This is a genomic window from Halomonas sp. KO116, assembly GCF_000734975.2.
Taxonomy (GTDB): Bacteria; Pseudomonadota; Gammaproteobacteria; order Pseudomonadales; family Halomonadaceae; genus Vreelandella; species Vreelandella glaciei.
Map to the genome: position 1 here is coordinate 25,997 of NZ_CP011052.1, position 25,884 is coordinate 51,880.

23 protein-coding genes are annotated in these 25,884 nt (G+C 55.8%); 13 read left to right on the forward strand and 10 right to left on the reverse strand.

What is annotated here, in order from left to right:
• Position 1: 1 nt before the first annotated feature.
• The 6 genes from KO116_RS00140 (at position 2) to mgtE (ending at position 6,507) form a co-directional block, all read left to right on the forward strand.
• Positions 2 to 538: a F0F1 ATP synthase subunit delta gene (locus KO116_RS00140; protein ID WP_035556316.1), complete on the forward strand. Its 537-nt coding sequence runs from the start codon at positions 2 to 4 to the stop codon at positions 536 to 538.
• A 16-nt stretch (positions 539 to 554) separates the two neighbouring features.
• Positions 555 to 2,099: a F0F1 ATP synthase subunit alpha gene (gene atpA / locus KO116_RS00145; protein ID WP_035556314.1), complete on the forward strand. Its 1,545-nt coding sequence runs from the start codon at positions 555 to 557 to the stop codon at positions 2,097 to 2,099.
• 65 nt (positions 2,100 to 2,164) lie between these two features.
• Positions 2,165 to 3,052, forward strand: a complete 888-nt coding sequence (gene atpG, locus KO116_RS00150) for a F0F1 ATP synthase subunit gamma (protein WP_009286339.1) — start codon at positions 2,165 to 2,167, stop codon at positions 3,050 to 3,052.
• 73 nt (positions 3,053 to 3,125) lie between these two features.
• A complete protein-coding gene (gene atpD / locus KO116_RS00155) occupies positions 3,126 to 4,505 on the forward strand; it encodes a F0F1 ATP synthase subunit beta (RefSeq protein ID WP_035556311.1) in 1,380 nt (459 codons plus the stop codon).
• Between the two features lie 24 nt (positions 4,506 to 4,529).
• A complete protein-coding gene (locus KO116_RS00160; RefSeq protein WP_035556309.1) occupies positions 4,530 to 4,958 on the forward strand; it encodes a F0F1 ATP synthase subunit epsilon in 429 nt (142 codons plus the stop codon).
• Positions 4,959 to 5,130: 172 nt separating this feature from the next.
• Positions 5,131 to 6,507: a magnesium transporter gene (gene mgtE, locus KO116_RS00165; protein ID WP_035556307.1), complete on the forward strand. Its 1,377-nt coding sequence runs from the start codon at positions 5,131 to 5,133 to the stop codon at positions 6,505 to 6,507.
• A 19-nt stretch (positions 6,508 to 6,526) separates the two neighbouring features.
• On the opposite strand, the gene KO116_RS00170 is transcribed toward mgtE, so the two are convergent.
• Positions 6,527 to 7,720 (reverse strand): cation diffusion facilitator family transporter, encoded by a 1,194-nt coding sequence (locus KO116_RS00170; protein WP_035556306.1) that lies wholly within the window; start codon positions 7,718 to 7,720, stop codon positions 6,527 to 6,529.
• 217 nt (positions 7,721 to 7,937) lie between these two features.
• Between KO116_RS00170 and KO116_RS00175 the strand changes: the two genes are divergently transcribed.
• From KO116_RS00175 to nhaD, 5 genes are all read left to right on the forward strand, one after another.
• Positions 7,938 to 8,738, forward strand: a complete 801-nt coding sequence (locus KO116_RS00175; protein ID WP_035556303.1) for an undecaprenyl-diphosphate phosphatase — start codon at positions 7,938 to 7,940, stop codon at positions 8,736 to 8,738.
• A gap of 68 nt (positions 8,739 to 8,806) precedes the next feature.
• The gene (locus tag KO116_RS00180; RefSeq protein WP_052703687.1) at positions 8,807 to 9,976 is read left to right on the forward strand and encodes an FAD:protein FMN transferase; all 1,170 of its coding nucleotides are present in this window, start codon (positions 8,807 to 8,809) and stop codon (positions 9,974 to 9,976) included.
• A gap of 1 nt (position 9,977) precedes the next feature.
• Positions 9,978 to 11,348: a bifunctional UDP-N-acetylglucosamine diphosphorylase/glucosamine-1-phosphate N-acetyltransferase GlmU gene (gene glmU, locus KO116_RS00185; protein ID WP_035556299.1), complete on the forward strand. Its 1,371-nt coding sequence runs from the start codon at positions 9,978 to 9,980 to the stop codon at positions 11,346 to 11,348.
• 127 nt (positions 11,349 to 11,475) lie between these two features.
• Positions 11,476 to 13,317: a glutamine--fructose-6-phosphate transaminase (isomerizing) gene (glmS, locus tag KO116_RS00190; protein ID WP_035556297.1), complete on the forward strand. Its 1,842-nt coding sequence runs from the start codon at positions 11,476 to 11,478 to the stop codon at positions 13,315 to 13,317.
• 157 nt (positions 13,318 to 13,474) lie between these two features.
• Entirely contained in the window at positions 13,475 to 14,941 is a 1,467-nt protein-coding gene (nhaD, locus tag KO116_RS00195) for a sodium:proton antiporter NhaD (RefSeq protein WP_035556295.1), read from the forward strand.
• Positions 14,942 to 15,032: 91 nt separating this feature from the next.
• Here the strand turns inward: nhaD and KO116_RS00200 are convergent, their stop codons facing one another.
• From KO116_RS00200 to KO116_RS00235, 8 genes are all read right to left on the reverse strand, one after another.
• The gene (locus KO116_RS00200) at positions 15,033 to 15,632 is read right to left on the reverse strand and encodes a CBS domain-containing protein (RefSeq protein ID WP_008959062.1); all 600 of its coding nucleotides are present in this window, start codon (positions 15,630 to 15,632) and stop codon (positions 15,033 to 15,035) included.
• A 131-nt stretch (positions 15,633 to 15,763) separates the two neighbouring features.
• The gene (locus KO116_RS00205) at positions 15,764 to 17,149 is read right to left on the reverse strand and encodes an ATP-binding protein (RefSeq protein ID WP_035556293.1); all 1,386 of its coding nucleotides are present in this window, start codon (positions 17,147 to 17,149) and stop codon (positions 15,764 to 15,766) included.
• Entirely contained in the window at positions 17,146 to 17,820 is a 675-nt protein-coding gene (locus KO116_RS00210; protein WP_035556291.1) for a response regulator transcription factor, read from the reverse strand. The genes KO116_RS00205 and KO116_RS00210 overlap by 4 nt, the downstream gene beginning before the upstream one ends.
• An 11-nt stretch (positions 17,821 to 17,831) precedes the next feature.
• Positions 17,832 to 18,497 (reverse strand): tetratricopeptide repeat protein, encoded by a 666-nt coding sequence (locus KO116_RS00215; protein WP_045812020.1) that lies wholly within the window; start codon positions 18,495 to 18,497, stop codon positions 17,832 to 17,834.
• Positions 18,494 to 19,336: an SDR family oxidoreductase gene (locus KO116_RS00220; protein WP_082072519.1), complete on the reverse strand. Its 843-nt coding sequence runs from the start codon at positions 19,334 to 19,336 to the stop codon at positions 18,494 to 18,496. The genes KO116_RS00215 and KO116_RS00220 overlap by 4 nt, the downstream gene beginning before the upstream one ends.
• Complete coding sequence (locus KO116_RS00225) at positions 19,323 to 20,015, reverse strand: TenA family transcriptional regulator (RefSeq protein ID WP_035556289.1); 693 nt, start codon at positions 20,013 to 20,015, stop codon at positions 19,323 to 19,325. The genes KO116_RS00220 and KO116_RS00225 overlap by 14 nt, the downstream gene beginning before the upstream one ends.
• Positions 20,012 to 21,472: an AMP-binding protein gene (locus KO116_RS00230; RefSeq protein WP_035556287.1), complete on the reverse strand. Its 1,461-nt coding sequence runs from the start codon at positions 21,470 to 21,472 to the stop codon at positions 20,012 to 20,014. Before KO116_RS00230 ends, KO116_RS00225 begins: the two co-directional genes overlap by 4 nt.
• The gene (locus KO116_RS00235) at positions 21,456 to 22,097 is read right to left on the reverse strand and encodes a thermostable hemolysin (protein WP_035556285.1); all 642 of its coding nucleotides are present in this window, start codon (positions 22,095 to 22,097) and stop codon (positions 21,456 to 21,458) included. Before KO116_RS00235 ends, KO116_RS00230 begins: the two co-directional genes overlap by 17 nt.
• A 113-nt stretch (positions 22,098 to 22,210) precedes the next feature.
• On the opposite strand from KO116_RS00235, the gene KO116_RS25415 reads away from it, so the two are divergent.
• Entirely contained in the window at positions 22,211 to 22,573 is a 363-nt protein-coding gene (locus tag KO116_RS25415; RefSeq protein WP_035556283.1) for a hypothetical protein, read from the forward strand.
• 196 nt (positions 22,574 to 22,769) lie between these two features.
• Positions 22,770 to 23,636: a c-type cytochrome gene (locus KO116_RS00245; RefSeq protein ID WP_035556281.1), complete on the forward strand. Its 867-nt coding sequence runs from the start codon at positions 22,770 to 22,772 to the stop codon at positions 23,634 to 23,636.
• Positions 23,637 to 23,727: 91 nt separating this feature from the next.
• Here KO116_RS00245 and rep read toward each other — a convergent pair whose 3' ends face one another.
• Positions 23,728 to 25,797 (reverse strand): DNA helicase Rep, encoded by a 2,070-nt coding sequence (gene rep, locus KO116_RS00250; RefSeq protein WP_035556279.1) that lies wholly within the window; start codon positions 25,795 to 25,797, stop codon positions 23,728 to 23,730.
• Positions 25,798 to 25,884 lie beyond the last annotated feature (87 nt).

Consider the following 25,884-nt stretch of genomic DNA (forward strand, 5'->3'; position numbering starts at 1 on the left):
CATGGCGGAATTACTGACCGTCGCTCGTCCTTACGCTAAGGCAGCGTTTGAATACGCGCGTGATCATGAGGCGCTTGATAGCTGGTCACAAGCGCTGAGTTTTTTAAGTGTTGCGGTAGCAGATGACGTCGTGCGCCATCGGCTGAACAGTCCCAAATTAGACAGCGAACAAAAAGTGTCGCTGCTTGTCGAGCTTATTCCTGAGCAACAGGATGAGGCTTTACAGCGATTTTTGACTGTTTTGGCTGACCAGGGCCGCCTGATGGCGTTGGCATCCATTGCTGATCAGTTTGAGCACCTGCGTGCTGAACATGAGCAGCGGGTTGAAGTGAACGTCACCTCTGCTTACGAGCTCGATAGTCAGCAAGAAACGAAGCTAGCGAACGCGCTTAAGAAACGTCTGAATCGCGAAATCTCTATTACTACTCAGGTGGACAAGTCGCTTATTGGCGGTGTCATCCTGCGTGCTGGTGATACCGTTATTGACGGCTCCGTACGTGGTCGATTGAACCGCCTTTTTGACGCGCTAACCGCTTGAGTCTGAGGGACATGGCATGCAGCAACTGAATCCTTCCGAGATCAGCGACATCATCAAGCAGCGAATTGAAAAGCTTGACGTCGCATCCGAAGCCCATAATCAGGGCACCATCGTCACCGTTTCCGACGGTATCGTGAAAATTCACGGCCTCGAAGACGCGATGTTTGGTGAAATGATCGAATTCCCCAACAGCATCTTTGGCATGGTACTCAATCTGGAGCGTGACTCCGTGGGTGCCGTAGTGCTGGGTGACTACCTGCAGCTCGAAGAGGGCATGACCGCCAAGTGTACCGGTCGTATCCTCGAAGTGCCGGTGGGCCCTGAGCTGATTGGTCGCGTGGTCGATGCGCTGGGTAACCCCATTGATGGTAAAGGTGACATTAACACCACCATGACCGATGCCGTTGAGAAAGTGGCACCGGGCGTTATCACCCGTCAATCCGTCGATGAGCCGATTCAAACCGGTCTTAAGTCTATCGACGCCATGGTGCCGATCGGCCGTGGTCAGCGGGAGCTGATCATCGGTGACCGTCAGATTGGTAAGTCCGCCATTGCCATCGATGCGATCATCAACCAGAAAGGCAAGGGCGTGACCTGTGTCTACGTTGCCATTGGTCAGAAGCAGTCGACCATTGCCAACGTGGTGCGCAAACTCGAACAGCACGGCGCGATGGAACACACCATTGTCGTGGCTGCTGGCGCTGCCGACCCGGCACCGATGCAGTTCCTGGCACCTTACTCTGGCTGCACCATGGGCGAGTACTTCCGCGACCGCGGCGAAAACTCCCTCATCGTGTATGACGACCTTTCCAAGCAGGCCGTTGCGTACCGTCAGGTATCGCTGCTGCTGCGTCGTCCGCCGGGCCGTGAAGCTTATCCTGGTGACGTTTTCTATCTCCACTCACGTCTTCTTGAGCGTGCTGCGCGCGTTAACGTCGACTACGTTGAGAAGTTCACCAACGGTGAAGTGAAAGGCAAGACCGGTTCCTTAACCGCGCTGCCGATCATCGAAACCCAGGGTGGCGATGTTTCTGCGTTCGTTCCGACCAACGTGATCTCGATCACCGATGGTCAGATCTTCCTGGAAACCAACCTGTTTAACTCCGGTATTCGTCCGGCGATTAACGCAGGTCTCTCGGTTTCTCGTGTGGGTGGTTCGGCGCAGACCAAAATCATCAAAAAGCTCGGCGGTAGTGTACGTCTGGCACTGGCTCAGTACCGTGAACTGGCGGCCTTCTCGCAGTTTGCGTCTGATCTTGATGAAGCCACGCGTAAGCAGCTCGAACACGGTCAACGTGTTACCGAACTGATGAAGCAGAACCAGTACTCGCCAATGTCGGTTGCTGAAATGGCGCTCTCGCTGTATGCCGCCAACGAAGGTTATCTGGATGATGTCGAAGTAAACAAAGTGTTGGACTTTGAACGTGCTCTGCACGACTACATGAAGTCTGAACACGGCGATTTGCTCGATAAGATCAACCAGAGCGGCGACTACAACGGTGAGATTCAAGACAGCTTGAAGTCGGGTCTCGAGAAGTTCAAGGCGACTCAGAGCTGGTAATGTCTGGCCCGCCTGCGGGCGGGTTTGCATGCTTTCTGAGAGCCACGAACGAAGGGTAGATCGCTATGGCAGCTGCAAAAGAGATACGCACCCAGATCGGGAGCATTAAAAATACGCAGAAGATCACCAGCGCCATGGAAATGGTGGCTGCATCGAAAATGCGTAAAGCGCAAGATCTGATGAGAGCCAGTCAGCCTTACGCTAAGCAGATCCGCAATGTGGTCGGCCACATTGCCGACGCGAACCCCGAGTACAGACACGACTATATGGTCGAGCGTAGCGAGGTTAAGCGCGTTGGTTACATTGTGGTCTCTACAGACCGTGGTCTGTGCGGTGGCTTGAACCACAACCTCTTCAAAGCCTTACTCAAACAGGCCAGCGAGTGGAAAAAGCAGGGCGCAGAGCAGGATTTCTGTGCTCTAGGCGCTAAGGCCAGTACCTTTTTCCGCAACTACGGTGGCAATTTGGTGGCGGCGAAGAGCGGTTTAGGCGAAGCCCCGACCGTTGAAGGTTTGATTGGCAGTATTAAGGTCATGCTCGAAGCGTACGATGAAGGACGTCTCGACCGGCTGTACGTGGTGCACAACGAGTTTGTGAACACCATGACGCAAAAGCCAGTGGTTCGTCAGCTTCTTCCCCTGTCGCCCGATATGGGCGCAGACGCTGAGCAAGACGACGAAAACGCCCGTCCCGGAAGCTGGGACTACCTGTATGAACCGGATGCCAAGGCGTTGCTCGATAGCCTGTTGGTTCGTTTCATCGAATCGCAGGTGTATCAGGCGGTAGTGGAAAACGGCGCTTGTGAACAAGCTGCTCGAATGATCGCTATGAAAAGTGCCACTGACAACGCAGGCGGCCTGATCGACGATCTGGAGATGGTCTACAACAAGGCCCGTCAGGCCGCCATCACCCAGGAAATTTCTGAGATCGTCGGCGGCGCTGCTGCCGTATAACGCCTAGGGAGCCGACGCTTTTAGCGGCTCCCGGCAGACAGGTTTCATTTGCAGGTTTTAGAGAGGAACCAAGATGAGCGGACGTATCGTACAAATCATCGGCGCGGTGATTGACGTAGAGTTTCCGCGGGACTCTGTGCCCAAGGTCTACGACGCGCTGAAGGTCTCCGATGTTGAGACCATCCTCGAAGTCCAGCAGCAGCTGGGCGACGGCGTGGTGCGCACCATCGCCATGGGCTCCACCGAGGGCTTGAAGCGTGGCATGGAAACGACCAGCACAGGTGCTGCTATTTCCGTACCGGTAGGTAAGGAAACGCTGGGCCGTATTATGAACGTACTCGGCGAGCCGATCGACGAAGCAGGACCAATCGGCGAGCAAGAGCGTATGCCGATTCACCGTAAAGCACCGAGCTATGCCGACCAAGCAGCCTCTAACGAGCTGCTGGAAACTGGCATCAAGGTTATCGACTTGGTCTGCCCGTTTGCCAAGGGTGGTAAAGTTGGCCTGTTCGGCGGCGCCGGTGTGGGTAAAACCGTTAACATGATGGAGCTTATCCGCAACATCGCTACCGAGCACAGCGGCTACTCTGTATTCGCCGGTGTTGGTGAGCGTACGCGTGAGGGTAACGACTTCTATCACGAAATGACTGAATCCAACGTTATCGATAAGGTATCGCTGGTTTACGGTCAGATGAACGAGCCTCCGGGTAACCGTTTGCGCGTAGCGCTGACTGGCCTGACCATCGCTGAGAAATTCCGTGATGAAGGCCGCGACGTTCTACTGTTCGTCGATAACATCTACCGCTACACCCTGGCAGGTACCGAAGTATCGGCACTGTTGGGCCGTATGCCGTCAGCGGTAGGTTATCAGCCGACGCTGGCTGAAGAGATGGGCGTTCTGCAGGAGCGTATTACCTCGACGAAAACCGGTTCAATCACTTCCGTACAGGCCGTTTACGTGCCCGCGGATGACTTGACCGACCCGTCGCCGGCGACCACCTTCTCGCACCTGGATGCTACCGTGGTATTGGCGCGTTCTATCGCCGAACTGGGTATCTATCCGGCGATCGACCCGCTGGACTCCACCTCACGTCAGTTGGATCCGCTGGTCGTCGGTGAAGAGCACTATGCTACCGCTCGCGGTGTGCAGAACGTTCTTCAGCGCTACAAAGAGCTTAAGGATATTATCGCCATTCTGGGTATGGACGAGCTGTCTGATGAAGACAAGCTGGCCGTTTCCCGGGCGCGTAAAATCCAGCGCTTCTTGTCGCAGCCGTTCTTCGTGGCCGAAGTATTTACCGGTTCACCAGGTAAGTATGTCTCACTGAAAGACACCATCAGTGGCTTCCAGGGCATTCTTGCTGGCGAATACGACGATATGCCGGAACAGGCCTTCTACATGGTCGGCTCCATCGACGAAGCCGTCGAGAAAGCCAACCAGATGAAGAAGTAATCCCGTCCATTAGGGGGATTCGCTATGGCGAATAGCTTTACTTGCAATATCGTCAGCGCTGAAGCATCCATCTTCTCAGGTACTGTTGAGCAGGTGATTGCTTCCGGAATGATGGGTGATCTGGGCATTTTGCCAGGTCACGCTCCGCTGCTGACTGAGCTTCAGCCGGGTCCGGTTCGCGTGATCTATGATGGTGGCACAGAAGAGAACTTCTACGTCACTGGTGGTTTCATGGAAGTCCAACCGGATGTCGTGACGATTCTGGCCGACTCTGCGTCGCGTGCCAGCGACCTCAACGAGGCCGCTGCCGAAGAAGCGCGTCAGCAGGCGCTGAAAGCCTTTAATGAGAAGTCATCGGAGCTTGATTACACTCGAGCTGCTGCTGAACTTGCCGAAGCCGTTGCTCAGTTGCGAACGATTCAGCAGCTGCGTAAAAAGGCGGGTAAAGGCTAACACCCACGCACTTGGCGTGTGTCCAACGCCCCTTAAACCCGCTACCAGGGTTTAAGGGGCGTTTTTTGTTTGGCAGACAGATAAGTAAGTATGATGAGCTTGGTCAGTAGGATGGGCTGGGCGATGGATGTGTTCGGCAGCACGACGCTTGTAAGCGCGAGGGGTGAGAGCTATGGCACTGAATGATGAAAGTCTACAGGCATTAAAAGCCGAACTGCTCGACGAGTTGGCCAAGGAAGTGCCCAGTAAATCGGTACTCTCTTTGCGTTTGGCCGAAACCCGCTCCGCGGATATCGGTGAAGTGCTTGAGGAGATGATTGAAGACGACGAAGAGCTGCCCGCAGCGCTCGCATTGCTGGATATTCTGTCTGCCGAGCGTGCTGCGAACGTACTGGGTTATTTGCCCGGTGAGAGCCAGCTTGAGGTGGTCGGGGAACTGGATGACAGCCAGGTACTCAAGCTGCTGGAGGAGATGGGTTCGGACGAACGCGCCGACCTGTTTAATCTACTCAGTGAAGACCGCCGTGAAGCACTGCTGCGTCGTATGGCCCACCGCGAGCGGGAAGATCTCAAACGGCTTGCCAGCTACGAAGAGGGTACCGCCGGCGCCATCATGACCTCTGACTATGTCTCCATAGCCAGTGGCATGACGGTGTCGCAGGCCATGATGAGGGTACGTCAGACCGCTCCCGACGCGGAAACGGTCTATCAGCTGTATATTCTGGATAGCGACGGGCAATTGATTGGTACCATGTCGCTGCGCCAACTGATGGTGGCACGCCCCGGCGCCATTGTTGATGACATCATGATCAAAGATGTCATCAGTACGCGGGTTGATAATGCTCAGGAAGATGTTGCCCGTATTGTGGCGAAGTACGACCTGTTAGCGCTGCCGGTGATTGATGCGGATGATCGTATGGTCGGTATTGTGACCCACGATGACGCCATGGACGTAGCCGAATCCGAGGCCACCGAAGATTTCCACAAAGGTATGTCCATCGGCCAACTGGAAGATGGCGTAAGCCGCGTGAAGCTCTGGAGTCTCTACCGTAAGCGGGTGTTTTGGCTGGTACTGCTGGTCTTTGCCAACCTTTTCTCGGGTGCCGGGATTGCCTATTTTGAAGAGACCATTGCCGCCCAGGTAGCGCTGGTGTTCTTTTTACCGCTGTTGATCGGTAGTGGCGGTAATGCTGGGGCCCAGGCCGCCACGCTAATGGTGCGCGGTATGGCGACTGGCGACGTAGGTGTCAAAGATTGGGGAAAATTACTCGGCCGAGAGCTTCTCGTTGCAGGGGCGTTAGGTATCACCATGGCCATTGCGGTGACACCAATAGGTATCATGCGTGGCGGTGAAGCTCTAGCGATGGTCGTCGCGCTAAGTATGGTCACCATTGTTCTGTTCGGAAGTCTGCTGGGGATGTGCCTGCCGTTCGTACTCGAGCGCTTTAAGGTCGACCCAGCGACGGCCTCGGCTCCGCTGGTGACCACGCTTATTGACGCCTCTGGGGTAGTGATTTACTTCAGTATAGCCACGCTGCTGCTTTCGTGACGAGTAAGTCATTGAGGGCTTAGCGCATTGAGCTACTGGCGGCGCGGGTGATAAACAGCACCTCAACGTGACCCAGCCACTCAATATCGCTAGCCAGCGCTTTTAGCTGGCTGGCGAGACACTGGGGTGGCTGCTGCACCGCGTCATCAATGATCAGCGATACCGAGACCTTATCGTCCAAATAGTGCAGCTGAAGCTCGTTGAGCGTGCGCCATACCGGATGCTTATACCAGCGCGCATCCAGCGCGGCCTCTACTTCAGGGCGCAGCGGAAGGCCGGGAAGGCGGCTAGGATCACCCGCCCCGGCGTCGTCTTCGGGGTCAACGTGGAAGATCACATCGGTGAGCGCGGGGAATTCATGGCGTAGACGGCGGCTTACTTCGTTACCTATTTCGTGGGCTTCCGAAACGGTAATCTTAGGCCCGACCACCACGTGTAGATCGACCATTACCCAGCCCGCCGACTGTCGGGTGCGCAGGTCGTGGACGCTATCCACCCCCGGTACGCTGCAAGCCACATCGTGCATCTGATCCTGAACATCCACCGGCAGCGCGGTATCGACCAACTCGCGAGCCGACTCCCACAGCAAGTCCAAACCTACTTTGCCGACCAATAAACCCACAATGATGGCGGCCACGGCATCCAGCCAACCCAAGCCAAATTGAGCGCCTACCAGTGCTACCAGCACCACAGCGGTGGATAATGCATCGCTACGTGAGTGCCAGGCGTTGGCTTCAAGCAATTTTGACTTTACCCGCTTGGCGACCCGCATGGTGTAGCGAAAAATCCACTCTTTGCTAAACAGCGCAATCACCGTCATTACGATTGCCAGTGCGCCAGGGGCATTTACGGCAGCGCCGCTAAACAGTCGATCCAGGCTCGACCAGGCAATACCGCCAGCCACGAAGATCAGCACACTTCCCAGCAATAGGGTAGTCAGGGTTTCGATTCGGCCATGGCCGTAGTGGTGGTCTTTATCGGGCTCCTGGCGGCCGTAATGAATGGCTGCCAGGACAAAACCATCGGTGACTAAATCCGATAGGGAGTGAATGCCGTCGGCGATCAACGCCGCTGAGCCGACCATAAAACCAATGGTCACTTTAACGATACTCAACAGGGCATCCAGCCACGCACCTATGTAGGTGACACGCTTGGCTTCTTGGCTAAGTCGCGCTTGGTCGTGAACCACTGGCGTTTCGATGGTCTGAGTCATGGGTACCTTGCAAGGAAGCACGCATACAATAGATGTCCATTGTAGCGCACTCCTTATATCCTCTATAGCGTCCACTGCTTTCAAGCCGTGAAACGGCACCTTTGCGTGTCAGTGGAGGCTAATGTCAGCAAAGGCAATGGCGGACAAAGAATAGGTGGATGTGTATCCTTAAACGCCATTGCAAACCATTAAATTGTTTCTATACATAGGATTTTTTATGGATTGGCTCCAGGTGGTGGTGTTAGCGGTTGTTCAGGGAATTTCTGAATTTTTACCCGTTTCAAGCTCTGCCCACCTGATTTTGGTGCCTGTGCTGACAGAATGGGAAGATCAAGGCTTAGCCTTTGATGTAGCGCTGCATTTGGGCAGCCTTTCCGCGGTAATACTCTATTTTCGCCACGAAATTTGGCAGATGATTACCAGCAGCCTAGCTGCTATGCGCGGCAAAGGCGTCAACGAAGATGCACGTCTCGCCTTTTGGGTGACATTAGCCACCATTCCCGTGGGTATTATTGGGTTACTGCTGCACGATGTTATTTCTCACTATATGCGCTCTACGCTGATTATCGGCATCAGTTTAATTAGTTTCGGGCTATTGTTGGGGTATGCCGATTGGCGAAAAGGGGGAACGCGCAGCGAATATCAACTGTGTTTGAAGGATGTGCTAATTATTGGCGGTGCCCAGGCGCTGGCGCTAATTCCGGGCACTTCGCGCTCGGGCATTACTATTACGGCGGCGTTAATGGTGGGAATGAGCCGGGAAGGTGCCTCGCGGTTCTCTTTTTTGCTGTCGATTCCGGTGATTGTGTTGGCCGGTGGTTTGGAAGCCATAGGCCTTTTTAACACATCGCAGTCGATTGATTGGGTCGCGATGCTAGTGGGTACGTTACTATCTGGGGTCAGCGCGTACCTGTGTATTCACTATTTCCTAGTCATCATCAAAAAACTGGGAATGCAGCCGTTTGTTATTTACCGCGTATTGTTTGGTGCTTGGCTGCTGTGGTTCTTTTATTTTTAACAGCTTGTTTTCAAAACTTGATTTTAAAAGCTTAATTTTTAAAGTTTTATTTCCAGGGCAAGGCAGCTATGAACAGGTCTGATAAGAAAAAGTCTGGCAAAACTGAGTGGGTAGAAAGGTCGGGTAGGTGGGGAAGGGAATTAGGAGGGTTAGGCGTATTGCTGGGCGCTCTGCTGATATTGCCCGGCTGTTCCGAGAGTGATCGTCCGCTGGAGCCCCCCGTCCGTTTTGACGGCAATATTTTTGGCACCTTTTATCAAGTCACCATTATGGATCCGCTCACTCAAGGCGAGTCTCTTGAACTGGAAGAGGGTTTCAAAGCAGAGCTGGAGAGCGTTGATCAGGCGATGTCCACCTACCGTGACGATTCCGAACTGATCGCCTTCAACGAAGCGCCTTTAGATGAGTGGCAGCCGCTCTCCAATGAGCTCATTGAAGTATTGGCGATTAGCCAATCCGTCGCTGAAGCCAGCCACGGCGCTTTTGATATTACTGTAGGCGACCTGGTCAATTTATGGAGCTTTGGCCCCGGAGCACGGCCTGAAACCGTGCCTTCCGACGATGCCCTGTCCGAGGAGCTTGCCCAGATAGGCATTGATGCGCTAGAAATCGACACCCAAAACATGCAAGCGCGGCGTACCCGCGATGTGTTTGTCGACCTTTCCGGCGTTGCCAAAGGCCATGCGACCGATCGGGTAGCTGCTTATCTGGATCAGCAGGGCATGGAACACTACTTGGTCAATTTAGGCGGGGAACTGATTGCCCGCGGACTGCGTGATGAGCAAGAACAAACGCCCTGGCAGATTGGCATTGAAGTGCCTGAAGATGGCCAGCAGCGTGCACAGCATATTATTCCGCTAGAAAGCATGTCAGTCGCTACCTCAGGTGACTATCGCAACTATTTTGAAGTAGAGGGTGAGCGCTTCTCCCATACCATTGACCCGCGCACAGGCCGACCCGTCACTCACCAATTAGCGTCGGTGTCAGTCTTCCATCCCTCTAACGCTTGGGCGGATGCTTGGGCGACGGCACTATTAGTCGTCGGCGAGCAAGACGCTATGCAAATGGCCATCGAGAATAACCTCAAAGTACTTCTGCTCGTTCGCGAGGGGGAGCAGTGGCGCAGCATTGCTACGCCTGAATTTGTTAACTATTTCGGTGAATCTCTGGTTGATGAGCTGGGTATTGAACAACTCCCTACTCCGGCGCCCACCAACCAACCCGTAACAGGTGAATAACATGCATGAACTGGATATCGTCATTCTCGCCGCGGGTAAAGGTACGCGTATGCGTTCGCAAACCCCTAAAGTACTGCATACCTTGGCAGGTAAGCCAATGGTGCAACATGTACTGGAGACAGCATCAGGGCTGCAGCCTGATCGTACCCATGTCGTCATCGGCCATGGTGCGGAACAGCTGCGCGAGGCGCTGGCCGACACCAAGGTGCAGTTTGCGGTGCAGGCCGAACAGAAAGGCACCGGTCACGCGGTGGCTCAAGCGCTTGAGCAGCTCGGTAACGGCAAGGTGCTTATCCTCTATGGCGATGTCCCCCTGTTACAGCGTGATTCACTGAGGGAGCTGTTGGCCCAAGTGGATGAACAGCACATCGGGCTATTGACGGTGACGCTGGATGACCCAATGGGCTATGGCCGGATTGTACGCAACGACGCGGGCCATGCAGTGGCGATTGTTGAACAAAAAGATGCCAGCAGCTCACAGCTTGCGATCAGTGAATGCAATACCGGCATTATGGCCATGACCAGCGCCCAGCTAAAACGCTGGTTACCGCAGCTTTCCGCAGAAAATGCCCAGGGTGAGTACTACCTGACCGATGTAATCGCCATGGCCGCCGATGAAGGCATCAAGGTATGCACGGCCCAGCCAGCCACTGCGGTTGAAGTGGAAGGGGTTAATAATCGCGCGCAAATGGCCCGCTTGGAGCGCGTTTATCAACGCCAGTTGGCCGATAAGTTAATGGCGCAGGGCGTGGCGCTTGCCGACCCCGCACGCTTGGATGTGCGCGGGCGTTTAACCTGCGGTCATGATGTCTTTATTGATGTGGGCTGTGTTTTTGAAGGTGACGTTGAACTGGGTGAAGGCGTGCGTATTGGTCCTTACTGCGTGATTAAAAATAGCACTATTGGAGCCGAAAGCGTGGTAGACACCCATAGTGTGATAGAGGGCTCCGTGGCAGCGGGCTTGAACCAGATCGGCCCCTTTGCGCGGTTACGCCCGGGGACGCGGTTGGCGGTAAAAGCCAAGGTGGGCAATTTTGTTGAAACCAAAAATGCCGATGTCGGTGAGGGTAGTAAGATAAATCACCTAAGTTATGTAGGTGACGCACGCTTAGGCCGGGATGTGAACGTTGGTGCGGGCACGATTACCTGCAACTACGACGGCGCTAACAAACACCACACAGAAATAGGTGATAATGCTTTTATTGGCTCGAACACAGCCTTGGTCGCGCCTGTCTCGGTAGGCAAAGGCGCTACCGTAGGGGCAGGGTCGACAATTGCTAAAGACGTTACCGATTATGCCTTAGCCGTCACGCGTGGCCGCCAGCTAGAAAAAAACGACTGGCTGCGCCCCAGCAAGCGCACAGAGCCATAGTTCTTAAAATGGTGCTAAGGATCATTAAAAAGCCGTATTCATAATCAGTGGCTGTCGTTTTACCGTTCTGTGGATTGGTTGAGTAGTATTTGTGAAGTGCTCTGGTTAATGACCTAGGAGAGTGATTATGTGTGGCATTGTTGCCGCCGTTGCCCAGCGCAACGTCCAAGAAATTCTATTAGAAGGTCTAAAACGCCTGGAGTATCGTGGCTATGACTCGGCCGGTATGACGGTGTTTAGCGATGGCGTGCTGACCCGCCGCCGGGCGCTCGGAAAAGTAGCGGCGCTCGCCGCGCAATTGGAAGCTTCCGCGCTACCGGGTTTTTCAGGCATTGCACACACCCGTTGGGCAACCCACGGCAAACCCTCTGAAGCCAATGCCCACCCGCATCATAGCGGCTCTCACATTGATGAAAACCAAGTGGCGGTGGTGCATAACGGGATTATTGAAAACTACGAGCATATAAAAGATAACTTGCAGCGCAGCGGCTACGCGTTTAACTCCGAAACCGATACCGAAGTGATTGCCCACTTACTCTCCGAAAAGCTGAACGATGGCCTCACCCTGTTTGACGCGACGCAACAGATCGTTAACGGCTTAGGTGGCGCTTATGCCTTGGGCGTGATGAGCGCTAAAGAACCAGGTGTGGTGGTCGGTGCCCGCCAGGGCAGCCCGCTGGTAGTTGGCGTGGGGATTAATGAAGCCTTTTTAGCCTCTGACCCGCTGGCACTACTGCCAGTGACGGATCGCTTTATTTATCTTGAAGAGGGTGACCTGGTTGAGCTACGCGAGCAGGGTGTTATTCGCATTGTGGATCGTCATGGTAACCACGTTGAGCGTCCTATTCAGACCTTTGAGCACGGTGACGGTGCTGCCAGCAAAGGCGAATACCGTCATTACATGCTCAAGGAAATATTTGAACAGCCGAAGGTGATCGAGGCAGCATTAGAAGGGCGGTTGAGTGCTCAAAGCGTGTTAGTGGAGAGCTTTGGCCCCGATGCTCTGGCGCTTTTCCAGCGTACCCGCCAAGTGCATATTATCGCCTGCGGCACAAGCTACCACGCCGGGCTGGTGGCGCGTTACTGGCTAGAGCGTTACGCCGGTGTACCGGTTCAGGTTGAAGTGGCCTCTGAGTACCGTTATCGCCACCCCGTCGTGCCCGAAGGTACGTTGTTTGTCAGCCTCTCCCAGTCGGGTGAAACTGCAGATACGCTGGCGGCGCTGCGTTTTGCAAAAACGCTGAACTATGTCGGGTCGTTGGCGATTTGCAACGTGCCCGGTAGCTCATTGGTGCGTGAGTCGGATATTACGCTGATGACACGCGCAGGTCCTGAAATTGGTGTGGCCTCCACCAAAGCCTTTACGACTCAGCTTGTGGCGTTAATGCTACTCACGCTTTCCGTGAGCAAAGCAAAAGGGCAGGCCGAATACCCAGATATCATCGCCGCACTGCGCACACTGCCCGAGGTGTGCCAACGGGTGCTGGCGCTGGACAGTCAGATCGAAGCGCTTTCCCAAGCATTTGCTGAAAAACATCATGCGCTATTTCTGGGGCGCGGTGCCCATTACCCAATTGCGCTGGAAGGGGCACTTAAGCTCAAAGAGATCTCCTATATTCATGCCGAAGCGTACCCCGCCGGGGAGTTAAAACACGGCCCGCTGGCGCTGGTGGACAGCGAAATGCCGGTGATTTCGGTCGCCCCCAATGACGACCTGCTGGAAAAGCTTAAATCCAACCTTCAGGAAGTCCGCGCCCGTGGTGGCCAGTTGTTCGTGTTTGCCGACGAAAGTGTGGGTATGGATCCCCAGGAAGATATCCGTGTACTCACACTTCCCCACGTGCATGAAGCGCTGGCGCCGCTGCTGTACACCCTGCCGCTACAGCTATTGAGTTACCACGTGGCCGTGCTCAAAGGTACGGATGTTGACCAGCCTCGCAATCTGGCTAAAAGTGTGACGGTGGAATGATTTAGGTGTCAGACTTTAGATTTAGTTAAGCCAATAAAAACGCTTTACAAGATGCGACAATTAGCCGCATCTTATGCACAGCCGTTGCGTTGCAGCATGTGGTTAGGGTGCTTATTATCGTGGCGGTCTTTCTCCCCCCTGATTGGATAACATCGCCATGAAACCACCAAACGTCCTCGCAACTCGGCATTACGCTAGCCGGGCCGCTTGGTTGTTGCTCGCCTGTACGCTTTTTGTCTTTCCTTCGCTCTCTTATGCCGCCGCTGGGCCCCTCGATCTTACTCTTTCGCTAACCGGTATCTCTTCTGTCGTGATCTTCGTGCTCGCCTATGCATTGGTGATGACTGAAGAGTTACTGCATATGCGTAAGTCGAAGCCTGTCTTGGTCGCTGCAGGCCTTATTTGGGCGCTCGTAGCCTGGGTTTATGTGCAAGCGGGCATGCCGGAAGAGGCGCAAACCGCCTTCCGTGAAACGCTGCTTGAATACGCCGAGCTGCTGCTATTTTTGCTGGTCGCGATGACCTATATCAACGCCATGGAAGAGCGCCGAGTATTCGATGCACTGCGCTCTTGGCTGGTGCGCAAAGGCTTTAGTTATCGCAGCCTATTCTGGATTACCGGCGTCATGGCGTTTGGTATTTCAGCGATCGCCAACAATATGACCACCGCCATGTTGATGTGTGCCGTGGTACTCAAAGTGGCTGAAGGTGATAAGAAATTTATCGGCCTTTGCTGCGTTAACGTGGTGGTGGCGTCTAACGCAGGCGGTGCCTTTAGCCCGTTTGGCGATATCACTACGTTGATGGTGTGGCAGGCGGGCCAAGTACCGTTTGAAGGCTTCTTCGCATTGTTGGTGCCGGCCGTGGTCAATTTCATGGTGCCTGCAGTGATCATGAATTTCTTTATTGTTAATCGTCAGCCTGCCTCGCTTAAAGAGAACGTTTGGCTCAAGCGCGGCGCACGGCGGATTATCGTGCTGTTTTTGATTACTGTGGCCATCTCCGTGCTGTGCCACTCGATCCTCTACTTACCACCTGCTATGGGCATGATGTTTGGTTTAGGCCTACTGCAGTTCTTTGGTTACTACTTGCGTCGCAGTCTGCCGCGTTCCTTGGAACGCAAGCGCGAGCGCTACTCTCGCCGCGGCGATTGGAAGAAGCTTGAACAGTTGGGTAGCGTGGTGCCGTTTGATATTTTCAGCCGTATTGCGCGCTCCGAGTGGGACACGCTGCTGTTCTTCTACGGGGTCGTGATGTGTGTCGGTGGCCTTGGCTTTATGGGCTACCTAAGCCTGCTTTCCGAAACGCTTTACGGTAGCTGGAACCCAGTGTGGGCTAACGTGGTGCTGGGGCTTATCTCGGCGGTTGTGGATAACATCCCGGTGATGTTCGCGGTACTTTCCATGGCCCCGGACATGACCGAGGGTAACTGGCTGTTGATTACGCTAACCGCAGGCGTGGGGGGCAGTTTGCTTTCGATGGGATCTGCTGCGGGCGTCGCCTTGATGGGGCAGGCGCGGGGGATCTATACCTTTGCCGTTCACCTTCGCTGGATGCCAGCCATTTTATTAGGCTATGCTGCTAGCATCGTTACCCACTTGTGGATTAACGCCTCAATGTTCTAGATAGAAAGCGCTCCTCAAATGCGAACACCCTTCACCGAGAAATCGGTGAAGGGCGTTTCTATTTAACCTAAAGGCTAGCCATGCTGAAGCGTTATAGATCGTGACCGGTTACGACATGGCAGATGTCGGCAAAGCTTTTCGCCATCGGCACCGGATTGATCTCTTTGCCTACCGCCGTCTGTATATCGCTTGCTGAGATAATGCCGCGAATTCTAAGTTCGTGATTATCATTTTGCTCGGTGATCAACAGATGCTGGTCGGTAACGGCTTCCATTGATAGTACCAGGTCTTCGATGGTCAGCGATGCCAGTTGCGCGACAGGCATAGCGCTCAGCTTGTGCCATGGCGTCATGATCATTTCAGCGGTGACTTCTGCACGGGTCAGGTTACGCTGCTGCATGGCCAGGTTGATGCGCCGGGTACCGATTACTTCTTTCGACGTAATAACGCCGATACAGTGCGCTTGTTTATCCATGACGAACAACAGTCGTACACCGCCATGCCGCATCTTAAGGTGTGCCTCGTCGATAGGCGTGTCGGCTTCAACCGACTGCGGCATTACCTGGGAAAAGTCGGTAAGCACCGTCATGGCAGGACTGGTGGGCAACAGCCGCCGTGGGGCAGGCATCGCCAAAAGAGGGGTTGAGCCTAGTTGAACTAATGGCTTAGGTGAAAAGGTTACTTGGTTCATCGGGGGACCTCCATGTGGAGAAAAGAGCGAGCCGTGGGTATCTGGCTCGCAGTGTGCCTCCACAGTTGCATGCAATTCTTATCAGAACCTTAAGAGATCCATAAAACTCAGCTTAGGAAGCAAAGAAAAATTTATTGCTTTTCTGGACGTTGTAGAACAATACGTACGCGTAGCCCCCCGCTGGACGCATCATCAAGTTGAAGAGTGCCGCCATGGCGAGTGACCAAACGCTCAACGATGGAAAGCCCTAACCCCGAACCCGCGCTGGGGCCTGAGCGCTGAAAGCGCTCGACCACTTTTTTGCGTTCATTGACCGGGATGCCGGGTCCCTGATCATCCACCATGAGCTGAAAGCCGTGTGGTGTCGTCGCCAGCGTGATGTTGATGGCGCTCTGGTTAGGCGAGTGCTGGATGGCATTACCGACCAGATTTTGTACCAAGGTTTCAATCGCGCCGGGCTCTTCTGTGATGGACCACTCCCCCTGCTCATCGGCGTTTAGCAGCAGTTGCTGCTGGCGTTCAGCGGCCAGTGGCGAAAGCTTGGCCAGGGTTTCCCGCACTTCACTGAGTAGGTTGGTGGCGCGGTACTCAGGTTGTGAATCTTCTTCAGGGTCCAGGCGCGCCAGCGTTAACAACTGGGTAACCAAGCGCGTGGCCCGGGCAACGCCGCCGCGCAGGTGGCTGAGCGCCTCCTGGCGATCTTCAAGATTATCGGCGGTCAGTGCGTTCTGGGCGTGTAGGTCAAGCACTGCTAAGGGGGTGCGTAACTCATGGGCGGCATCGGCAATAAAGCGCTTTTCGCGTACGCGCATGATGCGGATGCGCTCTAACAGCCGGTTAAGCGCGCCGGCGATGGTGTCCAACTCGTGGGGCAAGGGGCTAAGCGTCAAGGGCTGCAAATTGTGCGGGTCACGACTGCGAATCTGCTCGGCCATGCGGGATAACGGTGCCAGCCCCCAGCCAATCGACCACCATAGCAGCGCGGAGAGGAGCGGCAGGCCGATCAGGTCGGGCAGCAGCGTTCGGAGCGCTACCGCCCTGATTAGTTCCCCGCGGACGTCTTCGCGCTCGCTCACTACCACACGGTTTGATGAGTCCGGCACTTCAAGTACATATACCCGCCAATCGTGCTCGTCCACGGTCAGCGTCGAGTAGCCGATAGGCTGTTGGGCAAGGGGGGCTTCAGGGGCCGTGGCAGAGCGCAGCAGCAGTTGCTCGTTTTCCCACAACTGAAAGGCCAGTTTGCTTTCATAACGGTGGCCCGCAAAGCGCTTGTCGGACTGACGAGCGCGCTGCAAGGCGCTTTCCAGACTGTTTAGTAGCACATTGCGGTCAGTATCCGGCAGTGGTGCCTGTAACAACCCTTCCAGCAAGCGTGCATTCTGCGCCAGGCTGGCATCGTAAAGTTCTTCTATTTCATGGGCGGCATAACGGTAGCTGACAAAGCCGATTACCAGCATGCTTAGGCCAAATACCAGTAGCGCCAGCCCTAGGGTACGTTGGCGAATAGACGTCATATGTCATCCTTTGGCTTATCCATCACATAGCCAATGCCGCGCACCGTGCGGATAACGTCGGTGAATAGCTTGCGTCGTAAATGGTGGATATGGACCTCAATGGCATTGCTCTCGACATCCTCATCCCAGCCGTAGACCAAGCGGGTCAAGGTATCGCGGGTAAACACCCGGCCCGGGTGGCTCATAAACTCTTGCAGTAGCGTCAACTCGCGCCGCGACAAGCTCACATCTTGGCCCTGATAGCTGACGTTAAAGGTGTGCGGGTCCAGGCGGATACCACGAAAGCTCAATATGCTGCTGATCTGGCCTTGGCTGCGGCGTAGCAAGGCGCGTAGTCGGGCTTTCAGCTCAGCCACTTCAAACGGTTTGGTTAAATAATCATCGGCGCCAGCATCCAGCCCCGCGATGCGGTCATCCACCGCGTCGCGGGCCGTCAGTACCAAAATGGGCACCTGACTGCCGTGGCGCCTGACAGCGTTTAATACCGCCATGCCATCCATGCGCGGCAGCCCCAAATCGAGAATCACCGCATCAAAGGGTTCCCCCTCTGTTAGCGCGTTTAGCGCGGTAGTGCCGTCGCTCAGATGATCCACCGTGTAGTGCTCGGGCTTTAAAGCCAAACGGATGCCTGAAGCTAGGCTTGGGTCATCCTCTACCAGCAAAATGCGCATAGGGCTCCTTCCTATTGAAGTTCTGACATCAACTGATGGATGTCGTCACGGCGGCCACTGTCAGCCAGTTCGCGACCAGGCCGAGGCGCTGCCATCAAGGCGCGCTCCAACGCTTGGCGTGCTTCTGCATCACGACCCTGCTCATGTAAATAGTCTCCCCAGAAGTAGAGACTGTCGATCCCTTCGGGGTTAATCGCAAGGGCCCGCTGCAAATGCCATTCAGCTTTTTCTTCATCGCCAAAGCCGATCGGCCAGCTAGGTACCTGATAATAGAGCGCGCCTAAGCTGGTATAAGCCGATCCATCCAGCGTTAATGGATCTAATGTCAGGGCGGTTTCAAACTCTGTTTTGGCCTGTTTAACAAGCCCTAACGCGCCTAAGCCGCCGCTAACGCCTGCCTCAGTAGAGCGAATAATGCCGGCCCAGATATGCAGTTCGGCGGCGTCCGGGTAGCGTTCGACGAGCTGTTCAGCCTGTTCGCCCAAGCGGCTGAAGGCTGCCGCCTGTTCATTTGGCGGCAGCGTATAGTTAATTTCCGCCCAACGCTGCTGTAGTTCGGCAAGCGATGCGGCGACAGCCGCGCTATCCCCCTCACTGGCGATCCCCTGAAGGCTTATCAAGCCAATGGCGCTAGCCAATAGCGTGGTACGCAGCGTTTTGAAAGATAGCATGATCATAAGGAAGACTCCTTGGTGGCAACGAACCGGCGAATGACGGGCAGTTGACGTAACAGGGCCCGGTCAACAGCGCCTGGCCATAGCGTATTGAGGCGGGTAAAAAAACGTTCTGGCAGGCCAATTTGTAGTTCCTCACGCTGCTGTTCCACGGCATTGATAATGGCCAGGGCAACGGCGTCAGGAGTGTCGACGGTATTGCCCAGGGCCGCATTGAGTGCCTCGGTTTGGGGCGAGTTCATCGCGGTGCGGGTGGCCCGTGGGGCGATATACATCACCCGCACACGGGTATCAGCCAACTCTCGGCGCAGCGCTTGGCTAAACCCGCGCAGGGCGAATTTGGTCGCGCAGTAAGTGACTTGGCCTGGGTAGCCCAGCCGCCCGAGCGTCGAACCAATGGTGATAATCGTCGCTTGGGGGCCAGCCATTAGCTGCGGAAGCAGCGCGCGGGTCAGTTGCAGGGTGGCGGTCAGATTAATCGCCACCAGCTGTTCGATATCGCTGTCACTGGCGGTATCAAAAAATCCCTGCTGATTGCTGCCAGCGGCATTAATCAACATATTGCAGCCTGCCCCATGCGCAGCGTTGACTAAGCGGCTGCGATCACTGGCGTTGGTTAAATCAGCGCTAACGGCGGTGATGTGATTGGGAAAACGGTCGACTAACGAAGCCAGCGCGTCTTGTTGACGACCACTTACCAGTAGGCGCGCTCCTCGCTGCGCCAGCGATTCGGCCAGGGCCATACCAATACCGCCGCTGGCGCCGGTGATTAAAATCCGCTGGCCCGGCCATCCGCCAGGCAGCCTATTTTTTCTAGGCCAACGCAGGCTAGGCAAGCGCATGACTAAGTTCCTCCACCGCGCTGCCGCTCTGACAGCGGGCTTCGATGCCTCTAAACATGGCCCCGTACAGGCGGTAGAACATATTGGCGCTATCAATCACCACGGCCAGATCGTCGGCACCTAGCTGATTGATCTGCTCTTCAAAAAAGGCCAAATGACCAATATCCAAGCTGCCGTGGGAGGTGAGGTAGCGCACGGCATTGTTAGGAAGCGAAAGACTCGCCTGTAAGCGCTCGGCGGCCTGGGTGGCAAGCGCGGTACTGGTGCCTTCCAGCACCTGCACCATGCCGAAAAATGCCACCGGGTTGCCGTGTTCTACGGCATCACGAATCCAGGCCACCATTAACCGGGTGGCGGGGTCTGGCAGGGCGGCAGCGGCGGTATCTGCATCCCCGCCCGCGGCGCGGATATCGTCCAGTATCCATTTTTCATGGCCGTGCTCCTCTTCGATGTACTCCACTAGCGCCGTGCGTAACCAGTCGAGCCGGTCGGGCAGCCGTGCGCCGCAGGCCATCATTAGCGGCACGGTGAAACGAACGTGGTGATATGCCTGACCTAAAAAGGCGAGATACTCCTCTAGGGAGACATTGCCCGCCAGGGCGCGGTTGACGATAGGGGTGGTCAGTAGCCAGGTGCGTGCTTCCTGGGTAGCGTCTTGCAACTGTTGGTAAGCGGTCATGGTGTTACTCCTTTGGGTGTGTCAGTCACGACGGCCCTTAGCCAGTGGCCATAGGCGGATAGCAGGGTGTCGCGGCGTAGGCGGCCGTTGGTCGTGAGTTGTTGGTTATGGGGCGTAAAGGGGGCGGCGCGCTGCCACTCATGCACTTGGGCGTAATCGGGTAGCGCGCGATTGACTGCATTGAGGGCCGTGTCTATTTGGGCGTTGGTAATATGGGGCGCGGCGGGGACGATTAACGCGCGGTTAGCGGGCAGGGCCTCGCCATACACCATGGCTTGGGCAATGGCAGGCTGCGTGCAGAGTTCGCCCTCTACCCATTGCGGGTTGACGTTACGGCCATAGGCGGTAATAAAGACTTCCCGCTGGCGGCCATTGAGCGCGATGGTGCCGTCTTGCCACTGGCCGGTATCCCCTGTGGCGTACCAATCGCCGCAAGGTGCTTCACCGATATAACCCAGCATCAAGGCACCGCGAATATGCAGCTGGCCTTCGCGATCAATGCGGATCTGGGCATGGCGCAGTGGGCGTCCAACGCCGCAGCTTGGCTCGCCTGGGCGATTCAGACAGACCACCGAGGTGCCTTCGGATAAACCATAGCCTTCATAGACTGGCCATCCGCCACGCCGGGCGTGAGAGAGCAGTGTATTGGCCACCTGCGCGCCACCCACCGCCACAAAGCGCAGGCTATCTGGCGCCGTTGAGGACTCGCCGACCAACGCTTGAAGCAGTTGAGGCACCAAAATCATGCTGTGGGGTTGATAGCGCTCAATGGCATCAAGGGCGAGCCGAGCGTTAAAACCGCTGGCTCCCTGCCAGCCTAACGTGGCCATACCCGGTAAAATGCTGCAGGCACCCACCCATAGCGGCAGATAAAGCCCGCCGATATTTTCGAGCAGCGTTGAGAGGGGCAATATGGCTAAGTGGCGGCGTATATCAAGCGGCGCCACTACCTTCGCCAGGCTTTCAGTAACGGTTAATAGCGCCGTATTATCCAAACACACGCCCTTGGGGGTGCCGCTAGTGCCCGAGGTAAAGGTGATGCGCGTGGTGCCTGCGTGTAACGCAGGGGAATGATCAACCCGGCGCTGGGCAATGGCTGCGTCGTGGGTGGCTTTGAAGCCGAAGGCCTCGCCGCCATGCCCAATCCAGCTATCCAGGCCCGCCTGCTGAACCACGTGGCGGCGCTGCTGTTCACTGAAAAAACCGGGAATAGGCACTGCCACACACGCTTCGGCCATCAGGGCTAAATCCCATAACGCCCACTCCAGCCCATTATCCAGCGCTAGTGCGACGCGCCGGGCATTAACGTCACGTAAGCGCTGGCGCCGTTGGGCGACATGGTGAATGACGTCCGCATACGACAAATTCTGCTCGCCATCGGTAAGTGCGGTACGCTGTGGACTGTGCTGGGCATGATGGGCAAGTCGCACCATCAGCGCATTAGGCAAGGCGTGCATGCAGCACCTCTTCCCTGGCGATTTCAGTGAAGGCTGAGTGAGCCTGAAGCGTGTGCATGGCGCTGCGCAGATCACCGGCCATCACCCACGGGCGATGCTGGTAATAGCGCCCCCAGAGATGCGACGCTTCGCCCAGGCGGGTAGGATCGGCAGGGGTAATCGGTTGCGGTTCAAGCCCTAGGCGGCGCAGGCCGTTGGCGACTTCAGGCGTGGCCGTAAATAGCAGCCAAGCGATGCCTTCCGCCGCCAGTTGATGAGCCAGATAGATGAATAGCTGGCGCTGCAAGCCAGGGCGTAAACTGGCCAGGTTGCCAATTTCGGCAATATCCCGACGGGCAAGTGACTGCTGAAACCCATGGTTAATAACCTGTTCAGCCTTGCCATCCAGGTAGCGCTCCAGAAAGAGTGGCCCGCTGCTGGCAAGGCGCAGCCCCACCGCCGCTTGCGGTAGTCCCGCCTGCCACAGCCCAAACAGGCGGGGCAGAAAATGCTGAATATAAGCACTGTGTTGCTGGGCGAAGCGTTGCTGAATCAGTTGCTGAAGCATCGCTTTTTCCTGCCAATTGAGGGCTTCGTGCCAATCCAGTGTTGCCAGCGGAGTGGGGAGTGAACGTAGGCGAGCCATCGGGTGATCTCCATCGTGTTTTCCGACACTCTGGGCGGGTTTACTTAACGAAAACTTAAGCAGGGATAAATATTTATCGCTGTTTTGACCGAGCAATGGAGAGGTAACGCCCCTTGAGACCGTGCAGTGCCCCCTCGCTACGTCGCGAGGCACTGCTGCAGTTGGCTGCTGCTCATGATTCTGAGCAGCAAACCGCCCTGAGAGGGGCGGTAAAGGCAATGTACGATCAGCCAGACGAACAGTGGGGCGGGTTATGGATAAGCCTTGACGCGGGACAGCTAACGGGCGCTATCTGGGTGCAACCCTTGCCGATGAACATGGCCCAGCTGTGGTTACCCAAGGCCGAAGGAGTCCATGCCCGCGCGCTATTGAATAGCGCCCTTGAACTTGCCCAGCAGGCGGGTTTTAAGCAATATGCGCAACAGCGTTTATTAGCGTGGAAAGGGGGTGGCGAAAGGAGTGAAGCCCCCCACTAATGCCTAAATAGTCGTGATTGGTGGCATAGGCGCGCTTAGTAGCATTTTCTTGCGCTTTGCGTTGCCGTTATACTAGCTCTATACACGCGTCTTGGCGTCTCAGCGGTGCTTTTCACAGATTGGCGCTGCCGCGCGCAGGGGTTAAGGCAGAAGTTAAGAACAAACGGTTGATGACAATACTCAAGAGGTGGTGAGAGTGAAAGCAAAGCTGATCATGAGCGGGCTGGCGGCCCTCGGCTTCATGGCGGGCACTTCAGGTGCTTACGCTCAAGACGCCGCACGTGATGCGATTGCCGAGCGTTTAGCGCCGGTAGGGCAACTCTGTTTACAAGGCCAAGACTGTGGAACGGCGGCCGCGCCTGCAGGCGACAGCGCTAGCAGTGGCGGTGATATCGACGGGGAAGGTATTTACGGCAACGTCTGTAGCGCGTGTCACGCATCCGGCGCGGCGGGTGCGCCCATCCGTGGCGAGGAAGACGCCTGGGCGGCACGTACCGAACAAGGTTTTGCGACACTCGTAGATCATGCCATTAATGGTATTGGCGCGATGCCAGCGAAAGGCGGTAACGCCAGCCTTTCCGATGAAGAAGTAGAAGCGGCGGTAGCCTATATGGTTGAGCCGGTGATGGAAGTGCCTGAGTTAGGCGGTGGCGATGAAGCCGCCTCTGAAGAGGCTGGCTCAGAAGAAGCAGCCACCGAAGAGACCGCCGCTGCGGAAGGTGATGCTGCCGCTGAAGAAGAGATGGCTGCTAACGACGACGCGGCGAGTGAAGAAGACGCCTCAGCAAACGAAGAAGAAGCGGCGAGTGGCGGTAGCGACCTGGATGGCGCTGCGCTTTACGCAAGCGTTGGCTGTGCGGCGTGTCACGATAGCGGCGTTGCCGGTGCACCGACCAAAGGTGACTCAGAAGCCTGGGCGGCGCGTTTAGAAAAGGGTGCTGACGAGCTTTACGCCAGCGCGATCAACGGCATTGGCGCCATGCCTGCCAAAGGCGGTAACCCCAATCTGTCTGATGAAGAAGTGATGGCCGTCGTTGATTACTTAATGGCAGAAGCGCAATAAGGCGTCGCCAACCACTAGCGTTTAAGTAATTTATCCACAGGGCGTTTTAAACATTGTCCTGTGGATTATTTTTTGTCTGCCTAATGATCGATCACCCCAGCAGCGAGCGCAGCCCAGCAATCGCATCTTTGCCGCGGGCCTGTTTTTTCTCTGGGTCTTCTTTATCTGCACGACCTTCCCACTCCAGATCCTCGGCGGGCAGCTCTTCTAAAAAGCGGCTCGGCTGGCAGTCCATCAGCTCGCCGTAGGCTTTCCGCTGGCGGGCAAGTGTCAACGTCAGCGTACGCCGCGCCCGGGTAATCCCCACATAGGCCAAGCGCCGCTCCTCTTCCACGGTGCCTACTTCAATGGCGTTGCGGTGGGGCAACAGGTCTTCCTCAAGCCCCATCAAATACACATGCGGGAACTCCAGGCCCTTCGAGGCATGCATGGTGAGTAGTTGCACTCGGTCAGAGTCATCCTCTTCTGCCTGCTGCTCCAGAATATCGCGCAGTACCAAGCGTGAAATAGCCGCTTGAACGCCATCGGTTTCGGTATCAGAGGAGTCGGTACTCTCTTCCGGGTCGCGGTTAAGCGACTTCTCTAGCTGGTCGATCAAAATCCACACGTTGGCCATGCGCCGCTCGGCCACGGTAGGCGCGCTGGCGTTTTGATACAGCCAGGCTTCGTAATCCATATCTCGCAGCATATCGCGGATGGCGGCAATGGCGTCGCCTTGGTCCATGCGCTTACGCACGCCATCAATAAAGTGGGTAAAGCGGCTTAAGCGCTCTGTCGCTCGGGTTGGCAGTACTTGTTCCAGGCCAAGCTCGTGGCAGGCGGCAAACAGCGAAATTGAGCGCTCAGTGGCGTAGTTGGCGAGTTTCTCTACCGTTCCAGGGCCCACTTCACGGCGCGGTACGTTCACGATGCGTAAAAAGGCGTTATCGTCGGCGGGGTTAATTAACAGGCGCAGGTAAGCCATGGTGTCTTTAATCTCGTTGCGAGAGAAAAACGACGTGCCGCCGGAGAGTTTGTAAGGAATTTGGTAGTGCTGCAGCTTAAGCTCTAATAAGCGGGCCTGGAAATTACCGCGATAAAGCACCGCAAAGTCGCGCCACTCGGCCTTTTCCTTGATACGCCGGGTGAGCATTTCGCTGGCGACCCGCTCGGACTCTGCCTCTTCATGCCGATTCACGATTACCCGAATGGGCGCGCCGTCGCCCATATCGGACCACAGCGTTTTCTCATAAACGTGGGGGTTATTGGCGATCAGCGTATTGGCGGCGCGCAGTATCGTGGCGGTAGAGCGGTAGTTTTGTTCCAGCTTGATGACTTTTAGGCGCGGGAAATCTTCCCCCAGGGTAATCAGGTTTTCAGGCCGAGCGCCGCGCCAAGCGTAGATCGATTGGTCATCGTCGCCCACCACGGTAAAGGTGGAACGCTCCGCCATTAACAGTTTCACCAGCAGGTACTGGGAAACGTTGGTGTCCTGATACTCATCCACCAGCATGTAGTGGATTTTGCGCCGCCAGCGCTCGAGCGCTTCCGGATCGTTCTTGAGCAGTACCACCGGCAGCAGAATCAGGTCGTCGAAATCCACCGCGTTGTAGGCTTTTAAATGGCGAACGTAGGCTTCATACACCCGGGCGGCAAAGTGCTCATCGTCGTCGGCGGCAAACGAGAGCGCATCGCTGGGCAGTACCAAGTCATTCTTCCAGGTGGAAATTTTGCTCTGCACGGCGTTGATCTGCTCGGCATCCACCTGAGCGTCTTTGTTCATCAAATCGCGCAACAGCGCCTTGGCGTCTTCTGGGTCAAAGAGCGAAAAGCCCGGCTTGTAGCCCAGCGTTTTAAGCTCGCCGCGAATAATATTCAGCCCCAGGGTATGAAAGGTGGAAACCGTTAGCCCGTGTCCCTCTTTGCCGTGGAGCATCTGGCCGACGCGCTCTTTCATTTCCCGGGCGGCTTTATTGGTAAAGGTCACCGCCGCGATTTTGCGCGCGCTCATCCCACACTCTTGCACCAAATAGGCAATTTTAGTGGTGATAACGCTGGTTTTACCGGAACCTGCACCCGCCAACACCAGGCAAGGGCCATCAATGTAGCGCACGGCTTCCTGTTGGCGCGGGTTTAGCCCTTTAATGCGGCTAAGAATGCTTTTGGGCGTGGCAGGCGTCATGGCGTCGGTCGTCCTCTACGAGAGTTGCAGGCGGTTTCAATTACGATTTCAAGTACGGTTTCAAGTACAATCAGCCACTTGGCGAAG

What these genes read in the sequence shown, in the direction of transcription:
- KO116_RS00210 (WP_035556291.1), bottom strand. Translation starts at nt 17,820, where the DNA reads ATGCGCATTTTGCTGGTAGAGGATGACCCAAGCCTAGCTTCAGGCATC.
- KO116_RS00175 (WP_035556303.1), top strand. Translation starts at nt 7,938, where the DNA reads ATGGATTGGCTCCAGGTGGTGGTGTTAGCGGTTGTTCAGGGAATTTCT.
- atpD (WP_035556311.1), top strand. Translation starts at nt 3,126, where the DNA reads ATGAGCGGACGTATCGTACAAATCATCGGCGCGGTGATTGACGTAGAG.
- KO116_RS00205 (WP_035556293.1), bottom strand. Translation starts at nt 17,149, where the DNA reads ATGACGTCTATTCGCCAACGTACCCTAGGGCTGGCGCTACTGGTATTT.
- KO116_RS00225 (WP_035556289.1), bottom strand. Translation starts at nt 20,015, where the DNA reads ATGACCGCTTACCAACAGTTGCAAGACGCTACCCAGGAAGCACGCACC.
- atpA (WP_035556314.1), top strand. Translation starts at nt 555, where the DNA reads ATGCAGCAACTGAATCCTTCCGAGATCAGCGACATCATCAAGCAGCGA.
- KO116_RS00215 (WP_045812020.1), bottom strand. Translation starts at nt 18,497, where the DNA reads ATGATCATGCTATCTTTCAAAACGCTGCGTACCACGCTATTGGCTAGC.
- rep (WP_035556279.1), bottom strand. Translation starts at nt 25,797, where the DNA reads ATGACGCCTGCCACGCCCAAAAGCATTCTTAGCCGCATTAAAGGGCTA.
- glmU (WP_035556299.1), top strand. Translation starts at nt 9,978, where the DNA reads ATGCATGAACTGGATATCGTCATTCTCGCCGCGGGTAAAGGTACGCGT.
- KO116_RS00170 (WP_035556306.1), bottom strand. Translation starts at nt 7,720, where the DNA reads ATGACTCAGACCATCGAAACGCCAGTGGTTCACGACCAAGCGCGACTT.
- atpG (WP_009286339.1), top strand. Translation starts at nt 2,165, where the DNA reads ATGGCAGCTGCAAAAGAGATACGCACCCAGATCGGGAGCATTAAAAAT.
- KO116_RS00180 (WP_052703687.1), top strand. Translation starts at nt 8,807, where the DNA reads ATGAACAGGTCTGATAAGAAAAAGTCTGGCAAAACTGAGTGGGTAGAA.
- glmS (WP_035556297.1), top strand. Translation starts at nt 11,476, where the DNA reads ATGTGTGGCATTGTTGCCGCCGTTGCCCAGCGCAACGTCCAAGAAATT.
- mgtE (WP_035556307.1), top strand. Translation starts at nt 5,131, where the DNA reads ATGGCACTGAATGATGAAAGTCTACAGGCATTAAAAGCCGAACTGCTC.
- nhaD (WP_035556295.1), top strand. Translation starts at nt 13,475, where the DNA reads ATGAAACCACCAAACGTCCTCGCAACTCGGCATTACGCTAGCCGGGCC.
- KO116_RS00220 (WP_082072519.1), bottom strand. Translation starts at nt 19,336, where the DNA reads ATGCGCTTGCCTAGCCTGCGTTGGCCTAGAAAAAATAGGCTGCCTGGC.
- KO116_RS00140 (WP_035556316.1), top strand. Translation starts at nt 2, where the DNA reads ATGGCGGAATTACTGACCGTCGCTCGTCCTTACGCTAAGGCAGCGTTT.
- KO116_RS00200 (WP_008959062.1), bottom strand. Translation starts at nt 15,632, where the DNA reads ATGAACCAAGTAACCTTTTCACCTAAGCCATTAGTTCAACTAGGCTCA.
- KO116_RS00235 (WP_035556285.1), bottom strand. Translation starts at nt 22,097, where the DNA reads ATGGCTCGCCTACGTTCACTCCCCACTCCGCTGGCAACACTGGATTGG.
- KO116_RS00160 (WP_035556309.1), top strand. Translation starts at nt 4,530, where the DNA reads ATGGCGAATAGCTTTACTTGCAATATCGTCAGCGCTGAAGCATCCATC.
- KO116_RS00230 (WP_035556287.1), bottom strand. Translation starts at nt 21,472, where the DNA reads ATGCACGCCTTGCCTAATGCGCTGATGGTGCGACTTGCCCATCATGCC.